Source organism: Mycoplasmopsis opalescens ATCC 27921 (genome assembly GCF_000712185.1).
In the GTDB taxonomy this organism is placed as follows: Bacteria; Bacillota_I; Bacilli_A; order Mycoplasmatales; family Metamycoplasmataceae; genus Mycoplasmopsis; species Mycoplasmopsis opalescens.
The window spans coordinates 6,234-27,003 of sequence record NZ_KL544020.1 but is presented as its reverse complement, the minus strand read 5'-3'; the positions used below and the strand labels follow the sequence as shown (position 1 = coordinate 27,003).

General features: G+C 29.1%; 13 protein-coding genes. 5 read left to right on the top strand and 8 right to left on the bottom strand.

Annotation, left to right across the window (positions count from 1 at the left end; all coding sequences use genetic code 4):
• Positions 1-83 precede the first annotated feature (83 nt).
• Positions 84-1,364: an IdeS/Mac family cysteine endopeptidase gene (locus T385_RS0103190; protein WP_029906499.1), complete on the top strand. Its 1,281-nt coding sequence runs from the start codon at positions 84-86 to the stop codon at positions 1,362-1,364.
• Between the two features lie 78 nt (positions 1,365-1,442).
• On the opposite strand, the gene pyk is transcribed toward T385_RS0103190, so the two are convergent.
• The 8 genes from pyk to T385_RS0103150 form a co-directional block, all read right to left on the bottom strand.
• Positions 1,443-2,900 carry a pyruvate kinase gene (gene pyk, locus T385_RS0103185; protein ID WP_029906497.1) on the bottom strand — a complete coding sequence of 486 codons (1,458 nt, stop codon included), beginning with the start codon at positions 2,898-2,900 and terminating at the stop codon, positions 1,443-1,445.
• A 143-nt stretch (positions 2,901-3,043) separates the two neighbouring features.
• A complete protein-coding gene (locus T385_RS0103180; protein ID WP_029906495.1) occupies positions 3,044-4,543 on the bottom strand; it encodes an MAG1430 family protein in 1,500 nt (499 codons plus the stop codon).
• A 13-nt stretch (positions 4,544-4,556) separates the two neighbouring features.
• The gene (yihA, locus tag T385_RS0103175) at positions 4,557-5,141 is read right to left on the bottom strand and encodes a ribosome biogenesis GTP-binding protein YihA/YsxC (protein ID WP_029906493.1); all 585 of its coding nucleotides are present in this window, start codon (positions 5,139-5,141) and stop codon (positions 4,557-4,559) included.
• Positions 5,134-5,571, bottom strand: a complete 438-nt coding sequence (gene coaD / locus T385_RS0103170; RefSeq protein WP_029906491.1) for a pantetheine-phosphate adenylyltransferase — start codon at positions 5,569-5,571, stop codon at positions 5,134-5,136. The genes yihA and coaD overlap by 8 nt, the downstream gene beginning before the upstream one ends.
• Before the next feature lie 31 nt (positions 5,572-5,602).
• On the bottom strand, positions 5,603-6,796 hold the full coding sequence (locus tag T385_RS0103165) for an acetate/propionate family kinase (RefSeq protein WP_029906489.1): 1,194 nt from the start codon (positions 6,794-6,796) through the stop codon (positions 5,603-5,605).
• Entirely contained in the window at positions 6,796-7,779 is a 984-nt protein-coding gene (locus tag T385_RS0103160; RefSeq protein WP_029906487.1) for a phosphotransacetylase, read from the bottom strand. Before T385_RS0103160 ends, T385_RS0103165 begins: the two co-directional genes overlap by 1 nt.
• Before the next feature lie 178 nt (positions 7,780-7,957).
• On the bottom strand, positions 7,958-8,812 hold the full coding sequence (locus T385_RS0103155; protein WP_029906485.1) for a bifunctional 5,10-methylenetetrahydrofolate dehydrogenase/5,10-methenyltetrahydrofolate cyclohydrolase: 855 nt from the start codon (positions 8,810-8,812) through the stop codon (positions 7,958-7,960).
• Positions 8,812-11,310 (bottom strand): valine--tRNA ligase, encoded by a 2,499-nt coding sequence (locus T385_RS0103150; RefSeq protein WP_029906483.1) that lies wholly within the window; start codon positions 11,308-11,310, stop codon positions 8,812-8,814. Before T385_RS0103150 ends, T385_RS0103155 begins: the two co-directional genes overlap by 1 nt.
• A 124-nt stretch (positions 11,311-11,434) precedes the next feature.
• On the opposite strand from T385_RS0103150, the gene T385_RS0103140 reads away from it, so the two are divergent.
• The 4 genes from T385_RS0103140 to T385_RS0103125 all read left to right on the top strand — a co-directional run bounded on the left by T385_RS0103140 (position 11,435) and on the right by T385_RS0103125 (position 20,223).
• Positions 11,435-11,716 carry a hypothetical protein gene (locus tag T385_RS0103140; protein ID WP_156953961.1) on the top strand — a complete coding sequence of 94 codons (282 nt, stop codon included), beginning with the start codon at positions 11,435-11,437 and terminating at the stop codon, positions 11,714-11,716.
• A gap of 426 nt (positions 11,717-12,142) precedes the next feature.
• On the top strand, positions 12,143-13,072 hold the full coding sequence (gene rpsB, locus T385_RS0103135) for a 30S ribosomal protein S2 (protein ID WP_029906479.1): 930 nt from the start codon (positions 12,143-12,145) through the stop codon (positions 13,070-13,072).
• Positions 13,073-13,094: 22 nt separating this feature from the next.
• Positions 13,095-13,970: a translation elongation factor Ts gene (tsf, locus tag T385_RS0103130; RefSeq protein WP_029906477.1), complete on the top strand. Its 876-nt coding sequence runs from the start codon at positions 13,095-13,097 to the stop codon at positions 13,968-13,970.
• Positions 13,971-14,238: 268 nt separating this feature from the next.
• The gene (locus T385_RS0103125; protein WP_029906475.1) at positions 14,239-20,223 is read left to right on the top strand and encodes a hypothetical protein; all 5,985 of its coding nucleotides are present in this window, start codon (positions 14,239-14,241) and stop codon (positions 20,221-20,223) included.
• The last annotated feature ends 547 nt before the right edge of the window (positions 20,224-20,770 follow it).

Genomic DNA, 20,770 nt, shown 5'->3' with positions numbered 1-20,770 from the left:
AAATGATATTATAAAAAAAATTATTTTGTATCTTTAATTTCACTTATTTTTATATAAAATAAGTTCAAATTAAGGGAACTATTATGAAAAAAATCAAATTAGCTTTATCAATTGCTTCAATTACATCATTTTTAACAGTTATCAGTTGTGCTTCAAAAAATGATTTAGATAATAAAAAACCGCATTCGATACCTTGAACTAAGTTAGAAAAAGCTAAAAAAGTTATCCCTTGAACTAAGATTGATACAGAAAAAGCTAAAAAAGTTATCCCTTGAACTAAGTTAGATAAAGCTAAAAAAGTTATCCCTTGAACTAAGTTAGAAAAAGCCAAAGAAATTCCGCATCATCCAAGCGAAGATGAATTTTGAAATAGTCATCCAGCATTGTTAAAGGATAAAACTAAGTCAAGATATTCATTATTTTTAGATGGTGTAAATCTCGATGCTGATGCATTCTATTATGACCCTGAAGACCCCGATGAAGGTTATCGTTACTCAAAAGATCAAGAACTAACAGATTGATGATTTGATACGAATAAAGAATTTGACTCCAAAGATAACTTTTTATGTGCTGCAATTACTGCTGCTAACTGATTACACTATTGATTAAAACAGAATCAAAAATATGTGGATAAATATTTAGAGGATGCACAAAAAGGCGATTTTACTATAGGATCGGGCGCAAATGCTAAAACATTTAATTTACGCGAATTAAGAGAAATTTATTTAGATCCTAATAAAATAGTTGGCCATAAAGTTTGACGTTCTAAGTTTTTCGACTTCTTTAAATATCGCTACTCTAACACATTTGTTAACCCTAATAAACTTTTTGACCACTACGTAAATGGCTTTCCATATAATCCTGGCAAAGATAAATTTGGTGGTCAAAACTATAAGGAAAATTATCAACCAGACCAAAATCAAAGCGGTTTTTTCAGAGATGTTTTTAAAGATAATATTTTAACTAAAATCACATCTGTACGTGATGAAACAGAAAAAAAACAATTTTCAGATACTATAATAAAAGCAATTAAAAATAAAAATCCTATCGGTATTTCACATAGTAACGGAACACCAAGAAGCGGTCACATTATCAATGTTTGGGGTGCTGATTTTGATGAAGAAAAAAACGTAGTTGGATTATATATAACCAATGGTGATGACCCAATTAAAACCTTCAAAAATCAAAAAACTAACGAAATACGTTTAACAAATATTGTTTACTATAATGTGAATTATTATAAAGGTAAGATTAAACTAACTGCTGGAAATAATGAGGAATATGGTGCAGAAGCATGAGATCTTTATACTATTGATCTAGGGCAAAAATATTTTGAAGAATATTTTGCAAATAAAAACAAATAATTATAATTCCTTTTTTACTATTTTATTGGTAGCACAGCATAATTAGGAACAAAATAAAAAGTCCGTTTGGACTTTTTATTATCTAATAACAATGATTTCTGTTTCATATTCAGTGACAACCATAATTTTATCGCCTTTTTTAAGACTATAATTATTAAGATAATTAATGATAGAATTAGAGTCTTTTTTATAATCTTCATAAGCTAATTTACTTTGGTATACTGGTCAAACTGAACGATAAATACCGTATTTATTAACAAGATTTTCATCTTTAAATATTGGAGCAATTAATATACCATGTTTTGCTTTAGAGAAGTATAGTTCATGTAGTAAAAATTCATCTTCACAAATTGGAACAATTAGCTTAATATCATCAGTTAAAGTTCTGTAAGTTGCATTGTAAGCAGCATCAGAAACATCACTTGAGCCATTGTAAATGTTTTCTAAAGCTACATCGCATAATCTGTCAGCATAGGTAGAATTTTTTTCACTTTGTTCAAAAGCTGAAGCAGCAATTGTTGCCATTGTTTTAACAGCTTCAACAGGGTAAGTTCCATTTGCACTTTCGCCTGAAAGCATAGTAGAATCGGCGCCTTTGTAAATAGCTTCATAAACATCAGTTACTTCAGCCCTTGTTGGAGAAGGGCTATTTTCCATTGAATCTAACATTTGGGTAGCAACAATTACTGGTTTACCTACACTGTTACATAATTGAATTAAATCATTTTGATAGATAGGCACTTCATAGTATGGAACTTCAAGACCTAGATCACCTCTAGCGATCATGATTCCATCACTTTCATCAATAATTTCTTCCATATTTTTAACGCCTAGTTCGCTTTCAATTTTTGAAATAATTTGAATGTGTGATCCACCATTATTGTCTAGTATTTTTCTCAATTCTTTTACATCAGATGCGCTATTAACAAAGCTTGCTGCAATATAATCGACACCAATTTTAATTCCATAAAGCACATCTTCTTTATCTTTTTTGCTTAAAAATGGTAGTGAAAACTCTACGCCTGGTAAATTAATTCTCTTGTTTGTTTTTACTTTGTGAGTATTTACTGCTTTAACAATGACTTTTTTAGGTTGCACATCTATAACATTGGTTATAAGCTTACCATCATCAATTAAAACTTGGTCACCTTTTTTTAGGTCTTTTGACATATCATAAGGCACTGTTAATTCTGTGCTTGTGCCTAAAAATTTGTCATATTTGCTTTTTTCACAATAAATTGTTATTTTGGTATTTGCTTTAATAACTTGTGCACCATCAGTCATTTTACCGATTCTAATTTCTGGTCCTTTTGTATCAAGCATTAATGAAATTGGAATTTGTAACTCGCTTGAAATTTGTCTAGCTAAATCATATTTTTTCGTATGTTCTTCATAAGAGCCATGTGAAAAGTTAGCTCTAATGCAGGTTACCCCATTTAAAATCATTTTCTTTAATGTTGCATAGTTATCGCTTGAAGGTCCGATAGTCGCAACCAATTTAGTTGGTTTTAATTTTGCTTTTACTTGTGTACTCATTTTATTTCCTTTTAACCAATATGACTGTGCTACAGTATTTTTAGCAACAAACATATTTAAAATAATTAATCATTATTATTATAATACATTATTAGATATTTTTTGTATAAGCTTAAAAAAATAAAAATGTGGCATATACCACATTAATTATTATTTGCTGGATCGGGTACTTTAAATGTATCAAACTCTTTTGCATAAATATAAGACATTGTTCCATTTTCACGATGTTTATGCTTAATTAAAATAACAAATGAAATTTTATCTGAATTTGCTTCTTGAATTTTGTTAGATGGATATTGATCGATTGTTTTAATCGTCTTACCATCACTGCCTGTAAATTCTCCTTTATAGAAGTAAAATTCATATTTACTTGAATCATATTGGCTATTATCTTTTAAACCCAATTCAATTTCGCTAATTGTTACTTTTTCACCGCTAGAAACATAATTTAAACTTTTTTGGTTGAAGTCGCTTAATTTTTTATCGTTATTTTCGCCTTTATGCTTAACCTTAATAATTATGTCTTCACTAACTGCTTTTAAGTCGAAATAATCAATAATAACATCCTGTGAATTAACAAAATTTAAAGGTATTTTTTTAATTCTTTCAAGAGGATTTTTTTCTTCTTGATTCTTGGCCACTTCAGAAGCCGCATCTACATAGGTTTTTACATAAAAATTAAGTTTAAATCTGTTTGAATTTTTATCGTCTTTAGTTATTCAAAGTGGCTTTTCACGATCAATTTCAAATTTTGTGTTTCCAAAAGTGTTTGAATAAGGTAATGAAATATACTTAGTAATTTTTTCGTTTTCTTGCTTAAGTTTCTCTTTGTCATTTTTTAGTTGTTCAGCTGGTTTATTTTCATCAATTTTTATCTCGCTGGTTGGCAAAGTATCAATAAAAGCTTGAGCTGATGCAAAATGGTTTGCATCACTAGTGTTAGCAAATTTATTAATTAGTGATGATGAAGGTTTAATATCAAAAGATCCAACACGCGGTGAACCATTATCATTTAACGCATGTGTTTCTTGATTGAATTTTCTAAAACCATCTATTTTATAGACTTTTTTAACTCATTTTGAAATTCTCTCATCATCAATGCTATCAAAATTTGTTGAATTTTTTTTGCTTTTTTCAAGATCTTTTTTATCTTCAAGGGCTAAAACGAAATATAAAGTGCCATCAATATCATTTGCGTATGATCGGTAAAAAACGTTATAACCTTGATCTATTTTTAAGACATTAATTGGAGAACCATTTTTAGCTAAAAGAGTAAAGTATTGGTCGCGTTGTTTTTTAATTGTGCCTTCTGGTAATTCTTTGCCTGATTCGGATTTTCCGCGCTTTTTAGTCGAAATTTCTAATTGATCTGGCCAAAACTCTTTTCCTTCACCTGTATATTGTAGTGATGGTTGAGAATATGCAGATCAACGACTCATTCCATAATTAGCCGAAACAAATTCAGAGGCGTAATATTTAGTTTTATCTAGCTTATCTGTAGTAGAAAATTCATAGTTATTGATTAATGTTTCGCGACCAATCTTTTTAGTTGAATCAACAATCTTCACAGCGGCAATTGAAATACCGGTAACAAAAGCCACAGATAATCCTAAACTTAATGCTAATTTAGCTTTTCTTTTCATTTTTACTCCTTATTTAATTATCTATTATTTCATTTAAATAATTAGCTAAAACATGGATATTATTATTTTTTAAACTCGAAACAAAAAAGGTGTTGATAATGTGATAATTGTAATTTTCATTTATAAAGCTTTGATGTTTTTTTATTAATGCTGATTTATCTTTTTGATTTAATTTATCTACTTTCGTATAAATCAAAACAGTTGGGACTTTTATTCTCGATAGAAATATCAATTTTTCATGATCTAACTTACCAATGCCTAGACGAGAGTCGATAAGTAAAAACACAATTTTCTGACTTCTTTCAATTTTAAAGAAATCATTAACGAGATTATTCATCTTTTTTAACTGTTCTACAGGCATTTTAGCATAGCCATATCCTGGTAAATCAACTAAAAATATTTCATTTTCATCCACAAAGTAATTAATTAATTGCGTTCTGCCAGGTGTTTTGGATGTACGAGAAATTTTCAGATCGCATAAAGCATTAATAAGAGATGATTTACCAACATTTGATCTTCCCCAAAATACTATGATTGGATGATTTTGGACAAATATGAATTTATCATTTGAAGCAACCGAAGTATAAAACTTAAACATTTTTTTCCTTCTGCAATTTTGATTTGTGCCGTTCCAAAGTCGAAGAAACACCAAGCATAGAATAATCAGGAATAATTAAAACTGTTTCCAAGTCATTATTAATAAGCTTATTTCCCGCTGCCATGTCAACTTCTAAATTATAATCTGTATCATTTCTAGCTGATCTAACTAAAAAATTCACTTTTTTTTCTCTTGCAATATCTGCAATAAAAGCATCTTTATTAATAAGAACTTCAATATTTGGCGAAATATTAGACAATATAGTCTTTACATGATCAAATCTCTTAACTATATTAGAACTATTGTCTTTATCAGGATTAAAAGAAACGATGACATATAGAAAATCAAAGAGCTTTAAAGCTTTTTTAATAACTGAAATATGACCGTCATGAATTGGGTCAAATGATCCCGCGTAAATTGCTTTTTTCATAGTACTACAGTATTTTTAGGTAAACTTAACTTTAATTATCAAATAGTTGAACAGCATGTTTTGCTATCATTAATTCTTCATTTGTACGAATTACATAAACCTTAATTGCACTATCAGGTGTAGAAATTAATTGATATGAACCGATTTTTTCTTCATTTATTTTTTCATCTATTTTAATATTTGCAAATGTTAATCTACTAATAACATCTCGGCGTAAAATTGGCGAATTTTCGCCAACACCAGCGGTGAAAACTAATGCATCAATTTTTGGGCCGATTTTGTTAGCGTAATTAGCCACATAATCAACAATTTTTTGAACATATAAATCGTGTGCAAATAAAGCTCTTTTATTATTTTCAGCCATACCTTTTTCAATATCTCTTGTGTCGCTTGATATTCCTGAAACACCTAGCATACCGCTTTTTTGGTTTAATAATTTTGTTACTTCTTTAATGTCTAAATTTAATTTTTCGCATAAAAATGCAGGTAATGCGGGGTCAACATCTCCGCTTCTTGTTCCCATCATAATTCCTGCTAAAGGAGTTAAGCCCATCGAAGTATCGATAGATTTAGAATCTTTAATAGCGCAAATTGAAGCACCATTACCAATATGCATATTAACAATATTTACTTTTTCTTTATTTAATAATTCTTCAATTTTCATTGTGATATATTGATGTGAAATACCGTGGAAACCATAACGACGGATTGCATATTTTTCACTTAATTCATATGGTATAGCGTAGATTGCATTAACATCTGGAATGGTGGTATGGAATGCAGTATCAAATTCAGCTGCTAATTTAGCATGAGGCATCACTTTTTGAAATGCTTTAATAGCCATAATCGCACCTGGGTTATGTAGTGGTGCATATTCAGAACACTTATCTATAACAGCTAGAACTTCTTCATTAATTTTGCTGGTTTTATTAAAGTATGTCATACCATGAACGACTCTAAAACCTATGATGCTGATTTCCAAAATGTTTTCAATCACATTGAATTGTTCCATTTGTTTTAAAACTTCTTTTACAGCTTCTGAATGATCAACCATTTTCACTTCTGTATAGCCTTTTTGGTCATTTTTCTTAATGGTTAATGCCCCCATTTCAAGTCCAATTCTTTCAGCCAAACCTGAAGCTAAAACTTCTAAATTATCTTTAGTGAATAATTGTCATTTAATTGATGAACTACCGGCATTAATAACTAAAACTTTTTCTTGCATTATTTTTCTCCTAAACTTTGAATTGCTGTGATTAAAACTGTGTAATAAACATCTTCAACAAGTGCGCCCCTTGATAAATCATTAACTGGTTTAGCACTACCGACAATGATTGGGCCAATTGCTCCATAATTTCCTAGTCTTTGAACTAATTTGTAACCAATATTTCCAGCTGATAAATCAGGAAATATTAAAGTGTTTGCTGGCTCATCAAAAACTAATGAACCATATTTGCTTTGACGTGTTTTAAGATCTAAGGCTGCATCAACCTGTACTTCTCCGATGGCTTTGATTGTGTTATGCTTTTCATTAAATAATCTTGTGGCCTCATGAACTAATTCAGTTTCCGGTGTCTTAGCAGAGTAATTTGTTGAAAATGATAAAAATGCTAATTTTGGATCAATATTAAAACCTTTAACAAATTCAGCGGCATTAGTAGCGATATCAACTAAAGCTGGCATATCTGGTTTTGGATTCACCGAGATATCACTAAAGAATAGTACATTATTTTCTTTATGCATAATCATTACTGAGCTAATTGTTTTAGTACCTTTTTTAGGCCCAATAACTTTAAAAGCAGCCCTTAGAATGTCCGCGGTAGAATAAAGTAAACCACCAACAACACCATCTACCATATTTTCTTTTAAAAGCATCATTGCTAAAAATGGTCTAGAAGACATTAATTTTTGACAAACTTCTAATGTATCTTTATTTTCTTTGCCCTTAGCTTTTTCTTTTGCTTCACGAATTTCAAAATATTTTTGGGCAAATTTATCTCTTAATTCTGTTGCCTCATTGATGTTAATTACTTTTGCGAAGTCAACATCTGGTAGATTTTTTTTAGTTATTAAAGTAATTTCAAGCTGGTTAAATTTTTGTAATTTTTTTGTCGCTTCAATTGCTCTTTCATCGTCGCCGTCCACAATAGCGATCTTTATTTTTTGTTTTAAATTCTTAATTTGTTCTTCAATTTTGCTAGTAAACACTGATAAATCCTCCTTAGATATAATATTTATAATTATATATTAGTATAAACTATTTAGATGTTAATTTTAGAGATAAATAATATTGTTGTTTGAGAATTTTAAAACATAATTTTTTTTCTAAAATAACTGTGATATTGTCTTTTTGGACACAAAAAACTAGCCTCAAGCTAGTTTTTTGTTAAATTTTGTTATTGTGTCTAATTGCTTTTGCTAAGTTTTGCATTAAGGCTACAACCGTTAAAGGACCAACTCCACCAGGAACTGGAGCAAATGCAGAAAGATGTTTTTCTAAACCTTCAGGATTAATGTCTCCGCGAGAAACTTTTTTACCATCTTTTTCAATTCATGTGCTTCCTACATCGATTGCTACAGCACCTTCTTTAAGGTCACTTTTGCTTATAAGATGCATTACACCAGTAGCAACAACCACAACATCAGCATTTTCAATGCCCCGAATTCCAGAATTTTTATTATAAGTAGAAACTAAGTCAGTGTGGCGTTTAATGAGGTGTGTAACTGGTTTACCAACAAGGTGAGAAGGACCTACAACACCTACTTTTTTATCTTTTAAATCGATGTTATAGTGCTCAAATAAATACATTATGGCTTGAGCTGTTGCCGGTGTAAATTGAAACTCTTCAGTATCATTATAAAAATTAAAGGCATTTCTTGTGCTTAATCCATCGATATCTTTATCATGACGTACTGCATCTAAAATTACCTGTTTTGCTATAGTTTCAGGCAAAGGAAGCTGAACAATAATTCCATCAGCTTCTTCATTTATAATGTCAAGTTTCTTAAGTAAAAATTTTTGACTTACCGTTTCAGGATATTTATGAAGCGTTACATTTATCCCTAAATCAGTAGCTTTGGCCATTTTATATTGGATATATTTATTGCTGGCTGGATTATCGCCAACTTGGAGTATTGCGAAATTAGGCTTGCGCCTTAATTCCTTAGTAAGGAAAGCAAATTCTTTTTTTAGCTCAGCGGTTATTTTTTCCGCAACAACGTTACCATTTAATATTAGCATTATTTGATTTTCTCCTTATACTGTTCGTATTCAGCAAGAAGTTTCTTTAGTTTTTCTTGTTCCAAATTTACCTTAGCCACAGGCGCTTTGGCAACAAATGATGGATTATTTAGCATATTTTGAGCACGATTAATTTCGCTTTCTAAATAAGTTAAATGATCTTTAATTTCTTGAACTAATTTTTCTTTTTCTTCTTCACTTTGGGCAACAAAAACACTAATTTTGTCGCTTATATAAAGTACATCTTCATTATTTTTTAATTCTGCATTAGCTAACTTTTTAATTACTTCAACCATTAAAGAATTTAGATTGTAATTTGTTGAATAGTAAATTACTTCTTTTTTACTAATTTGTCTTTCTTCACGGTGTTTTCTTAAAATTTGGATGATTTTAATAAGTGAATTAACATCATCAATACTTTTTGCTCTACTAATTTTTACTTCTTCAAATATTGTGTCTAAAACCTCAGTACTATAGATTTTTTGGTGTAAATAATCAGTTACAAAAGGCATAAATGGATGCATTATTTGAAGTAATTTTTTAAACATTAACAAGGCTTGTTCTTTGTTTGGCGAGAGCTTTAAGAACTCAACATATCAACTAGAAAAATCTGTATATATAAATTGCATCAATTCTCTGCCCATGATAGTGAATTCATAGCGATTAAATGCTTTAGAAATTTTAAGTTGAAGCTTATTTAACTGATTATTTATTCACTTATCATAAATTGACAATTTAGAGTTATTATCATTTGGGAGTGATTCAATAAATCTAGCGATATTTCATAATTTATTGCCAAGTCCTCAAGCCGCTTCAATTTTTTGTTCATTAAAGCGAATATCTAATCCGTGTGATGTATTAGTTATTAAAAATCATCTTAAAGCATCTGACCCATATTTGTTAATTAAATCAATAGGATCAATACCGTTATTTAGCGACTTAGACATTTTTCTACCTTGACTATCACGTACTAAACCAGTTAAAATGACATCATTAAAAGGTTTAGATTTCATAAAAGCTTTTGAAAAGAAATACATACGGGCAACTCAAAAGAAAATGATATCGTATCCTGTTACTAAAGTGCTAGTAGGGAAGTATCTTTGGAGCATTTTTTTATTTTCTTCTAGCGGTCAACCTAAGAATGAGAACGGAGCTAAACCACTACTGAATCATGTATCTAAAACGTCTTCATCTTGTTTTCAGCCTTCTCCTGGACAAGATTCTTGAACTTTCATTTCACTATCTTTATATCAAGCTGGGATACGGTGACCTCATCATAACTGGCGGCTAATAGTTCAGTCGTGCACATTTTCCATCCATGTTTTTAAGGTATTTTTAAAGCGTTTAGGATAAAATTTAACACTTTCAATGCTTGCTAAATCATCTAAAATTAACTTTGCTAGTTCATCCATTTTAACAAACCATTGAGGCATTACAAGTGTTTCAACTGGTGCATTTGAACGTTCCGAATAACCCACATTTGAAGTGGTTTTGGTAATTTTTACAACAAAATTATTGTCGCTTAAAAATTTTGTAATGGCTTTGCGAGCTTCAAACCTTTCCATTCTATGAAATTGACTATTCGGGCAATTAATTAAGCCATCTGTGTCAATAGTCTCACGCAATTCAAGATTATGTTTTTTAATGATTTCCACATCTGCTTCAGCATGTGCTGAAACTTTCATTAAACCGCTCCCGAAATCAATATTTGCATATTCATCTGCGATTAAAGGAATAATTGTACCTAGGAGTGGATGCTTAATTTTTAAACCGTCTAAATGCTTGTATCTTTTATCATTTGGATTGTAAATGATTGCAACATCACTAAGCATTGTTTCAGGTCTTACAGTTGCGATTGTCAGATATTTAGTTGGTTCATCAGCATAAGGATATTTGATATAAAGCATATCCTGTTCAGTAGGTTTGTTTATAACCTCAATGTTTGATATTGCTGTTTTCAAAATCGGATCATAATTGATTGCTTTTGTTCCTTTGTAAATTAATCCGCGGTTATAAAAATCTACAAATGCCTTATTTACAGCTTGATTTGATTTTTCATCTAAAGTAAAACGTTCTCTTTCATAATCTAATCCCAAACCTAAAGCATCTCATTGATTATGAATTAATGACCCATATTCTTCTTTTCATTCCCAAACTTTTTTAATAAATTCTTCTCTGCCTAAATCATGACGATTTTTGCCAATTGTGTTAACTAAATGATTTTCAACCTTACTTTGGGTTGCTATGCCCGCATGATCACTTCCAGCTACAAAAAACACATCATAATTAGATAATTTTTTATAACGAATAATTGTATCTTGAATGTACACATTTAAAGCATGCCCAATATGTAGTTTTCCCGTCACGTTTGGCGGAGGTAATAATATTGTAAAAGGTTTTTTGGTTTCATCATGTAAGCTAAAAAAACGTTTTTTACGTCACTTTTTAGCAATATCTTTTTCAAATTCTGTTGGGTTAAAGGTCTTGTCTAATGCCATAATGCTCCTTTACGGATTTATTTTTTAGCTAAAACTTCTATAAAATAGTCATTTTAGGAAAAATAGCTAATGTTTTTTTATATACTTTTTTGCTGTTATTCAACTCTTTTTTTAGTAGCTACATATGAAAATAGGTTTAAACCAAAAACAATTATTGAAACCGCTAAAAAATCGATGGAAGAAGTGATTCTTCAATATGGTGAAGCTATGAATAAATCTTAACTTAAATATAATTAATGCAATTCAAGCACCAAATGCGTCTAATGAAGTCAAAATAGAAAATACTCCATCAATAATCATGGCTACATATTGTGAATCAAAACCATGGGCTCTATCTGCATTAATTCCACTTAAAGCTACATTAAAAACAAACAAAAAAATATTAGAACTAAAAAGCAATGTTTAATTGCAAGATTCTATTATTTTCTTGTTTTAATTTTTGTAGTGATGATTTGTTCATAATATCTCCTTCTATATAATTATAAAATAATTATTTTGTTTTTTTTAAATATAAAAAATTTAGTAAGATAGCAAAAAAAGTAATATTTACATTTTTGTCCCCAAAACTGCTGTAGCACAGTTGTTTTGGCGACAAATATATAGATCAGTATAATGATATTCATTTTTTTTCGTTATCTTTATATATAAAATCAATTTTATTTGCTTTTTTTACTTAAATATATATAATTCTTAAGAATTTTTATTTACTTCATAAATTGAAGAAACACAAGTTTATGAATTCATCCGGTTGTGTTCTGTGAAAGAATACTGGATGTTCGAAGTAAACCCACGATTAACAAACTAAAAATTCAATTCAGAAAGGAAAATATTTATGGTAGAAAATACAGAAAAAAAAGTAGTTAAAGCTGCTGAAGAAGCAAAAGAAAAAGAAATTAAAAGATCAATCGTTTCTAAAAAAAAATTATTAGAAGCTGGTACATATTTTGGCCACAAAAAAAGCCAATGAAACCCAAAAATGAAAGATTTCCTTTACCCACAAACTAAAAGAGGAATTCACATCATCAACTCACAAGCTACAATTCAAAGACTTGAATTCGCTTACAACATTTTATTAAAATTCGTTGCTAAAAACCCAAGAGCAAGCTTTATTTTTGTCGGAACTAAAAAACAAGCTAAAGAAACAATTAAAGATAATGCATTAAGAACAAACAGTTTTTATGTAACTGACCGTTGATTAGGTGGTACATTAACAAACTCAAGCACAATTTTTAAACGTGTAAGCTACATGGAAGAATTAGAAAGACAAGCTGAAAATAATTTTGAAGGTAGAACTAAAAAAGAAAAAATTCTTTTACAAAAAGAATTAGATAAATTGCACAAAAACCTTGATGGTATTCGTAACATGAAGGGTATTCCAACATTCATGATTGTCGCTGACCCAAACACTGATTTAATCGCTGTTAAAGAAGCTCGTCGTAAAGGTGTAAAAGTTATCGGTATTATTGACTCAAATACAGATCCGGATTTAGTAGATTTTGGTATTCCAGCTAATGATGACTCTGCTAAAAGTATTACTTTAATCATTACAATTTTAGCTGATGCTATTGCAGTAGGTCGTGGTGGAAAAGAAAAATTTGCCTATAAAGCAGATGAATTAATCGAATTACCTAAATTCGAAAAACCAGCTCAAGCTGAAAATAACTTCCGTCCAAGAGGCGAAAGATCAGCTGAAGGCGAAAATAAAAGAGTTTACTCAAGAGCTAAAGTTGAAGATCAAACTTCAGAAAATAAAGAAGCTTAATTAATGAAAAAGGAGAATAACTATGGATAAAATGGCACTTATTAAAGAATTGCGTGACCGTACCAATGGTGGTATGATGGACTGTAAAAAAGCGCTTGAAGAAAGTGACTGAGACGTTGAAAAAGCTATTAGCTGATTAAAGAAAAACGGAAAAATTAAAGCAGCTAAAAAAGCTGGACGTATTAGTGCAGAAGGCCTTACCGCAACATTTGCAGAAGGCAAACACGCAGTTATGTTCGAAATTAACTGTGAAACAGACTTCGTAGCAAAAAACGAAGATTTCAAAAAAATAGTTAACCTTATTGGTGAAGCTTTATTAAAAACGAATTCACAAACAACCGAAGAAGCTTTAGAAGTTAAATTACCTTCAGGCGAAACAGTGGCTGAGGCTATTGAATCATTAACCGCTAAAATTGGTGAAAAAATTTCATTCCGCCGTTTTGTAAATTATGTTGCAAACGAAAACGAAAGCATTGCTCACTATACACATATCACTGGACAAATTGCAGCTGTTGTTAAAGTAAAAGGTGAAAACGCTGAGGTTGCAAGAAATGTTGCAATGCACTTGGCAGCTATGAAACCTGATTACATCTTCCCAGAAGAAATTCCAGCTGAAAAATTAGCTGTTTTTGAAAGCGAATTTAAAGTTCCAGACAACTTTGATAAAAAACCAGAAAAAGTTCAACAAATGATCAAAGAAGGTCATATGAACAAAAAAATCGCTGAAGTTGTTTTAGTTAAACAACCTTTAATGCTTGACGAATCGGTTACAATTGAAGAATACCTTAAGAGAGCAAAATTAACATTAGTTGCTGCTCAAAGATACTTAGTTGGAGAAGGTATTGAAAAAGTTGAGAGTGATTTCGCCGCTGAAGTTGCTGCTCAAATGACTGTGTAATAGTCAATCTAGCAAAAAACAAATACGCTTAATTGCGTATTTTTATTTAAAAAAATTGTAAATCAGTTCATAATAATAAAAATTATTAAAAAATAGTGAAAACTACAAAAAATAATATAAAAAAACTTGCTAAAAGTAACGTAAAAATAAAAAAAATAATTTTTTTCGTCTATTAACATATTTTTAATTATTTTTTATTTATTTATTAATAATAATTAGCTAACAATATATATAAATAATTAAATAATGTATATAAATTAGGAGTATTATGGGTAGTAAAAAAAGAAAAATGTTAATCGGTGGAGTTGTATCAGTTGGGGTTATTGGTGCAGCTGCCGGCTCTTTCTTATTAGTTAACAAAGCACGTAAAACTTATCGAGCAAAACAAGAAATGTTAAAAGCTCAAAAAGAATTAAAAGACTGAGCTAATAATGCTAAATTATTAGACAAAAAATATTACACAGACATAGCAAATGATGTTAATTCTCTTAATAAAGAAGTAGATGAACAAGATGAAAACTATTTAGCTACAGCTAAAAAAGTAAAATCAAAAACAAAAGAATTAAAAAATGAATTAGTGGAAACTGATCAAATTAATGAAAAAACATTACAAGAAATTCAAGTTTTTGATGAGAAATTAAATCAATTCATTGATAAATATAAACTAATTGCCCCTAAAAAAATTGCCTATTTTAAAGATGAACAAAATAAATTGAAAAAACAATATGATGAAAGCTTAAATAAAGGAGATCTAAAAGCAACTAAAGCAAGAGCTGAAGAATTAATTAAATTATTAAATCAATCAATTGTTTTAGCGGATCAAATTGTTGTTTCAAAGGAATTATTGAATCGTTTACCAGATACTTTTGAGTTGAAAAATAAACTAGGTAATGAAATTACAAAAGCTAAAGAAGTTTTAGAAAATCCAGCTTCTACACAGGAAAAAATTAATAGAGCTAAAGAAGAATTAGCTCGAATTTATGATGAAGTTAATAATGCTTGATCGAATACTTCTGACGGTATACAACAAAATATCAAAAATAACATTGATAAAGCTAATGAATATCATAATAAAGAATTAAAAGATCCTAAATATGACAAAATAGCTGAAGATTTAGCTAAAAAAATTAAAGAAATTGAAGATAAAGTAAAAAACACAACTGATGTAGATGAATTAAAAGGTCTTGAAAAAGAAGCCAACCAAGCTTTAGAAGACGCAAAAAAAACCAAAGAGCTTATTGATAAACTTTCTTTAGAAGTACAAAAAGCTGAGAAAATTAAAGAAGAAATTAATAAAAATCCAGATCTTTATGATCAAGATCTTAAAAATAATTTAGATAAGGCAATTGATGAAGCTAAAAAAGCACTAGATCAAATTGACAATAATAAGATAATTGAAGCAAATAAAAATCTTAGTGATGAAGCTAAAAAGGCTGAAGATGCTATAGCTCAGAAAAAAAGAAAAATTATTGATGAAATTACTAACTTAAAAACAGAAATTGAAAATAAAAAACAACAATTAAGCGCCATTAATGATAACCAAATCGGTAAAGGTGCAGAAAGATATAAAAATTTAATAGCTGATATTGAGAAAAAAATTCAAGATTTTGAAACAAATACAAGTGACAAACTTAATGAATTTGATAATGCAAAATTAAATGAAATTAATCAAGATTTAAAAACATTTAAAGAAACAATTGAAACAAAAAAAGAAGCAATTGACAATGAATTTAAAACAAAATTTGAAGAATTAGACAAATTAAAAACTCAAGCAAATGAAGCATTAAAATCAATGCCTACAGAAAATGAATATGAACCAAACAAAAAAGAAGTTCAAGAATTAGTAACTAAAGCTAATGATATTCATAACTACGATTCTAAAGATGAATTAGACACATTAATAAAAGAATTTGAAGAAAAACTAAAATCTGCTAAAACTAAATATGAAGCCGTTAATAACGAGAAAAAAGCTGTTATTGATCAAATCAAACAAGAAATTCCTTCAGTTAAAGATTTCATTAACAAATACGAAGCTGAATATCCGGATTTAGTAGCTGATTTAAAAACAGCATTAGCAGAAGTTAGTGATGATAAAGCACCTTCAATTAACAATACGAAAGCAGATCTTGAATCTAAATTAAATGATCTAAAAACAAAATTAGCTCAAGCAAAAGAAAATCTTGCTAAACAACAAACACAATCATTAAATCAATCACTTGAAGCCTTGAAAAAAATTAAAGATTCATTAACAAGCAACGATGAATCAATGAAAAAATTAAAAACCGAAACTGAAGCGCTTATTAATGAAACTCAAACTATTATTGATGGTTCTGATACAGAAGCTAAAAAAACACAAAAAACTAAAGTTGATGCGTTTCGTGAAAAGGCAAGAGAAGAAATTTCTGAATTTAAAAAACGATTAGATAAAGCATGAGTTGAACATGATGAACAAGTTAAAGTAGCTAAAAGTGTATTATATTTTCTTAAAAATACTGATATTAAAGACAGTTATACAGAAATTATTTCTACTTTGGAGCAAGCAATTAATACAAATGAAACCATTTCAGATAATGATCCTATTGCAGAAATTACTAAAAAAACAAATGATCTTAAAAGTGCTGTAGAGAAGGCAAAAAAGGACGAAAAATTAGCTACCACTAAATTTTTAATAAATAAATTAATTGATGAATTACCTTATCCTAATAATGGTGAAAATGAAGCAATTTCTAAAGCCACAAAAGAGCAATTAAAAACTAAGTTTGCTTCTTCAATCACTGAAAGCACAACAGAAGAAACAATTAAACAATATAAGCAAACTTTAGAAGATTTAAAAAATGATCTTCAAAGCGCAACAAGCACAATTAATACTTTCGATGAAGGTGATGCTAAAAATAATTTACTTAAATCTTTAGCTTCAAAAGATGATACAAATATTAAAGATTTCATCACTAATGAAATCAATAAATATGATGAAGCATATAAATTAATTGAAAAAATAGAACATGTTAAAAAAGAGAATGCTTCTGAAAAAGAAAAAGAACATATTGCATTAGTAAATAATAAAATCGATGACCTTAAAAATTCATTAAAAACTAAAGTTAATAAAACCACTCAAGTTGCTGACTTACAAAATATTGTTGAGTTAATTAAAAAAGATACAGAAATTGTTAACAGGCTAAAAACTACTTTTAGCGGAGATATTCTTATTGCAAAAAACTTAACAGAAGAATTAGAAACAAAAAATGATGTTGCAGATGCAGAACAAGTTGAATCTAAAATTTCAGGCATTAAAAAAGAATTAGATCGCTTCTGAGCAGATGATGAAAATAGTGGTAAATATATTGAAAAAAATAGCTCGCTAGACTACCCTAAAAATGGTAAAGCAAACTTAAAATCATTTGACGAATTCCTTAATAATACAGTAAGATCAGTAAAATCTGAACAAGAATTAAAGGATATCAATGATAAAATAGTACCGCTTTATATTAAAGCAATTGATTTTGCAAAGAAAGCAAATCAAATTGATGAAGACATAATGCCTAAGTCAGTTAAGGATGCACTAGCAAACGAATTAGTAAAATATGATAAGCCTGAAGATATGGCTAAAATCATTAACTATGTTGAAAAAGATAATTCTAAATATTTAAAGGCTTACAATAAGCTTAATACAATCGGTATAGACAAAAATAGAGCAAAATTATTAATGGAATTAAAAGGGGTTGCTACTGAACCTACAGCAAATGATGTTTTAAAGAACATTAATGATGTTTCAGACAAAATTGATAAATTTGCAGAAAAATATGAAGCTACTAAATCGGCATTAGATTCTTACGACAATAATGACTATAAATATGAAAAACAGCTTGGCAGACTTAAAGGTAGATTAGATGGTGCCCAAGATAGTCGAACTTTAGATAATCTTAAAGCCGATATTGAAAAAGCTAATGCTTTAGCAAATAGCAAAAAGGCTTTAGTTGCCACATTAAATGAAATTGGCTATTCAGAAAGTTCGCCAGCGAAAGTAACTTTATTAAATGCTATTAAAGATATTAGAGATGAAAACGACATTGAGCCAATGCGTGCAAAATTAAATAATCTTAAAACAGCAATGAAAAGAGCTAAAGACGATTTAGCTATGCTTGAATATCCTAGTGCTTTAAATAATGAAAAAGATCCTAAGAAAATCATTTCTAATTTATTAGATAATGCAACCGAAGTGGATGAAATCAATAGAATTCTTCCGCCTTCATGAAAAGAAGATATTAAAAAATATAAAGAAATGATTAATGGCTTACCGCAAGATAAACAAAATGGTTTAACAAGCAGATTAAATCAAACTTATCCATCTTCAAATGAACAAAATTCAAAAGTGAGTGAATTACACCATCAAATTATTGATACCTACAAAGTTGATATTAAAAATAAAATCGATTCTTATAATGGTCAAGGCTTAATTTCTGATCAAAAACCATTAATTAAAGCTGAGGTCGATCAAATCAACTACCAAAATGGCGATACAATTAAAGTTGTTGAGCAGAAAGTTGAACAAATTAAAGCCAAATATGAAAAAACATCTAAACTCGGTTGAGAAAAAATATCAGCTAAAGCTAAATTAGATGATTTAGATTATCCAAGCAAAAAAAATTCACAAGCATATAAAAATCTTCTTGATAAATTAAAATCAGCTGAAAATTTGAGCAAATCTGAAGAACTTAATAAGAAATTTGAAAATATGAGTCCGATAATATTAGATATTAAATTCAAAACTAATCTTGTAAAAGACGAAGAAGAAAAAAGAAAATTTATTATGCGTTGGGATGAAGCAGACAGCATTGATAAACTTATTGCTTTAGCAGATGATTTACAAAAAGAAATAGAAAAGGGTTTTTCAATGGCCCCAGTAAAAGAAGAAGCAAAAAATGAAATCGATAAAATCAATAATAAGTATCCTGAAAAACAGCAATTAAATGATTTACTTGAAACTGCTACTGAAATCGAACAAGTTGCAAAAATCAAAAATGAAGCCCAATTATTTGAACAAAAAAATAAATTAATTGAAAGAGAAAAGAAATTATTTAAACTTGATCTTTCAGGTGATAGAGGTGGATTAAAACGTTGATACGATAAAGCGCTTAAGGGTGATGATAATTATTATGCTTTAGATCGATTAGAAGGATTAATTCGTGACGCTAATAGTGTAGAACAATTAAACACAATTGAAGCCCAGATTAAAAGACATGAAGATGCAATATTAAATGACTTGAAAAAAGAAGCTCATGATGGCAATATTGATGATAAGCCAGGAACACACCAAAGCCTTATTAAAACACCAATGATTCAAAAATTAGAAAGAAAAGATGGAACTCAATTTAAAGGTGTTGATGATGATTTAGGTACATCAGGAATTCCTGAAAAATGATTTAACTTAAAACAAAAAATCCGTAAAGAAAACACCGTTAGTTCATTGGAAGAGTGAAAAGCAGTTGAAAAAGAATACAATGATTTTGTAGCAAAATATTACGATGCTGATAAAACTGAAAACGAGGGTAAGAGAAGATGAACTAAGCCTGTTGTTGCCAGAGTTACGACACTCGGAAAAAGATCAACTCCTAACACAAGTTTTTCAACTGAAGTGCCAGATGACATTATTAATTACTTTCTAGATAGAATTAGTAAAGCGCAAAATGAAGATGAAGCCAAAAAAATTGAAAAAGAACTAATGCAAAGCTTCTACTACTTAACGAAGAGAAATGCCCAATTAGTTTATGATTACAACGGGTTTATCGAAAAAGTTTATCAAGTTCTAAATATCAATGAAAGATCAGTTGAAGGCGAAAGAATTAGAAGGAACCGCAGTGACTTTATTAAGGCAAATACACTATATGCTAAAAAAGCTATTGCTGAACAGTTAATTATCTTAACTCACAATCATCCAATGGTTAAACAAAAAGTAAACCAAATGTTTAATATTGAGTTATTATCATGAATTGTAAATAGAGCGGCCGAAAGTAACTATCCAGAACACGATAGATACGATATTATCGAATACTTTGCTGTTGGTATTGATTCATTCGAATCGATAATTAAAGCTAAGAAGAATGTTGAAACACATGAAAATGGTAAATGAAAAGACTTCTTTACTAAAGATATTAAACCAGAAGATCTCGATGCACTTACAGGTTTGCCAAAACGTTTCATTAGAGATGAAGATAGACAACAATGACAAGAAGCTGTAAATAATGCTAATAGTTAAAAATAATCAAAATTAAAAATAGAACTTATACAAAAAAGTTCTATTTTTAATTGTTTATTATTTTAAAAATATTTTTGGTGAACTATAGATGATTTTGCGTAAAAATCTATAAACAGCAAATATTAAACTTAAAATATAATCATTAAAAACTAACTGTTTTTTAACTTTTCATTAACTGAAGAATATATGAAAGGGAATTAAAAAAGCCCACCGCGGAACTTTATAATAAAAATTGATAATAAATGTTAAAAACTACAAAAAATATTATTAAAAAAACTTGCTAAAGGTTGCACAAAAAAAAAAAAAACATTTTTTTCGCATGTTAATATCTTTTTAATGATATCTTACTTATTATTTATTAATAATACCTAATAATCTATATAAATAATATATATAAATTAGGAGTATTATGGGTAGTAAAAAAAGAAAAATGTTAATCGGTGGTGTTGTAGCAGTTGGGGTTATTGGTGCAGCTGCCGGCTCTTTCTTATTAGTTAACAAAGCACGTAAAACTTATCGAGCAAAACAAGAAATGTTAAAAGCTCAA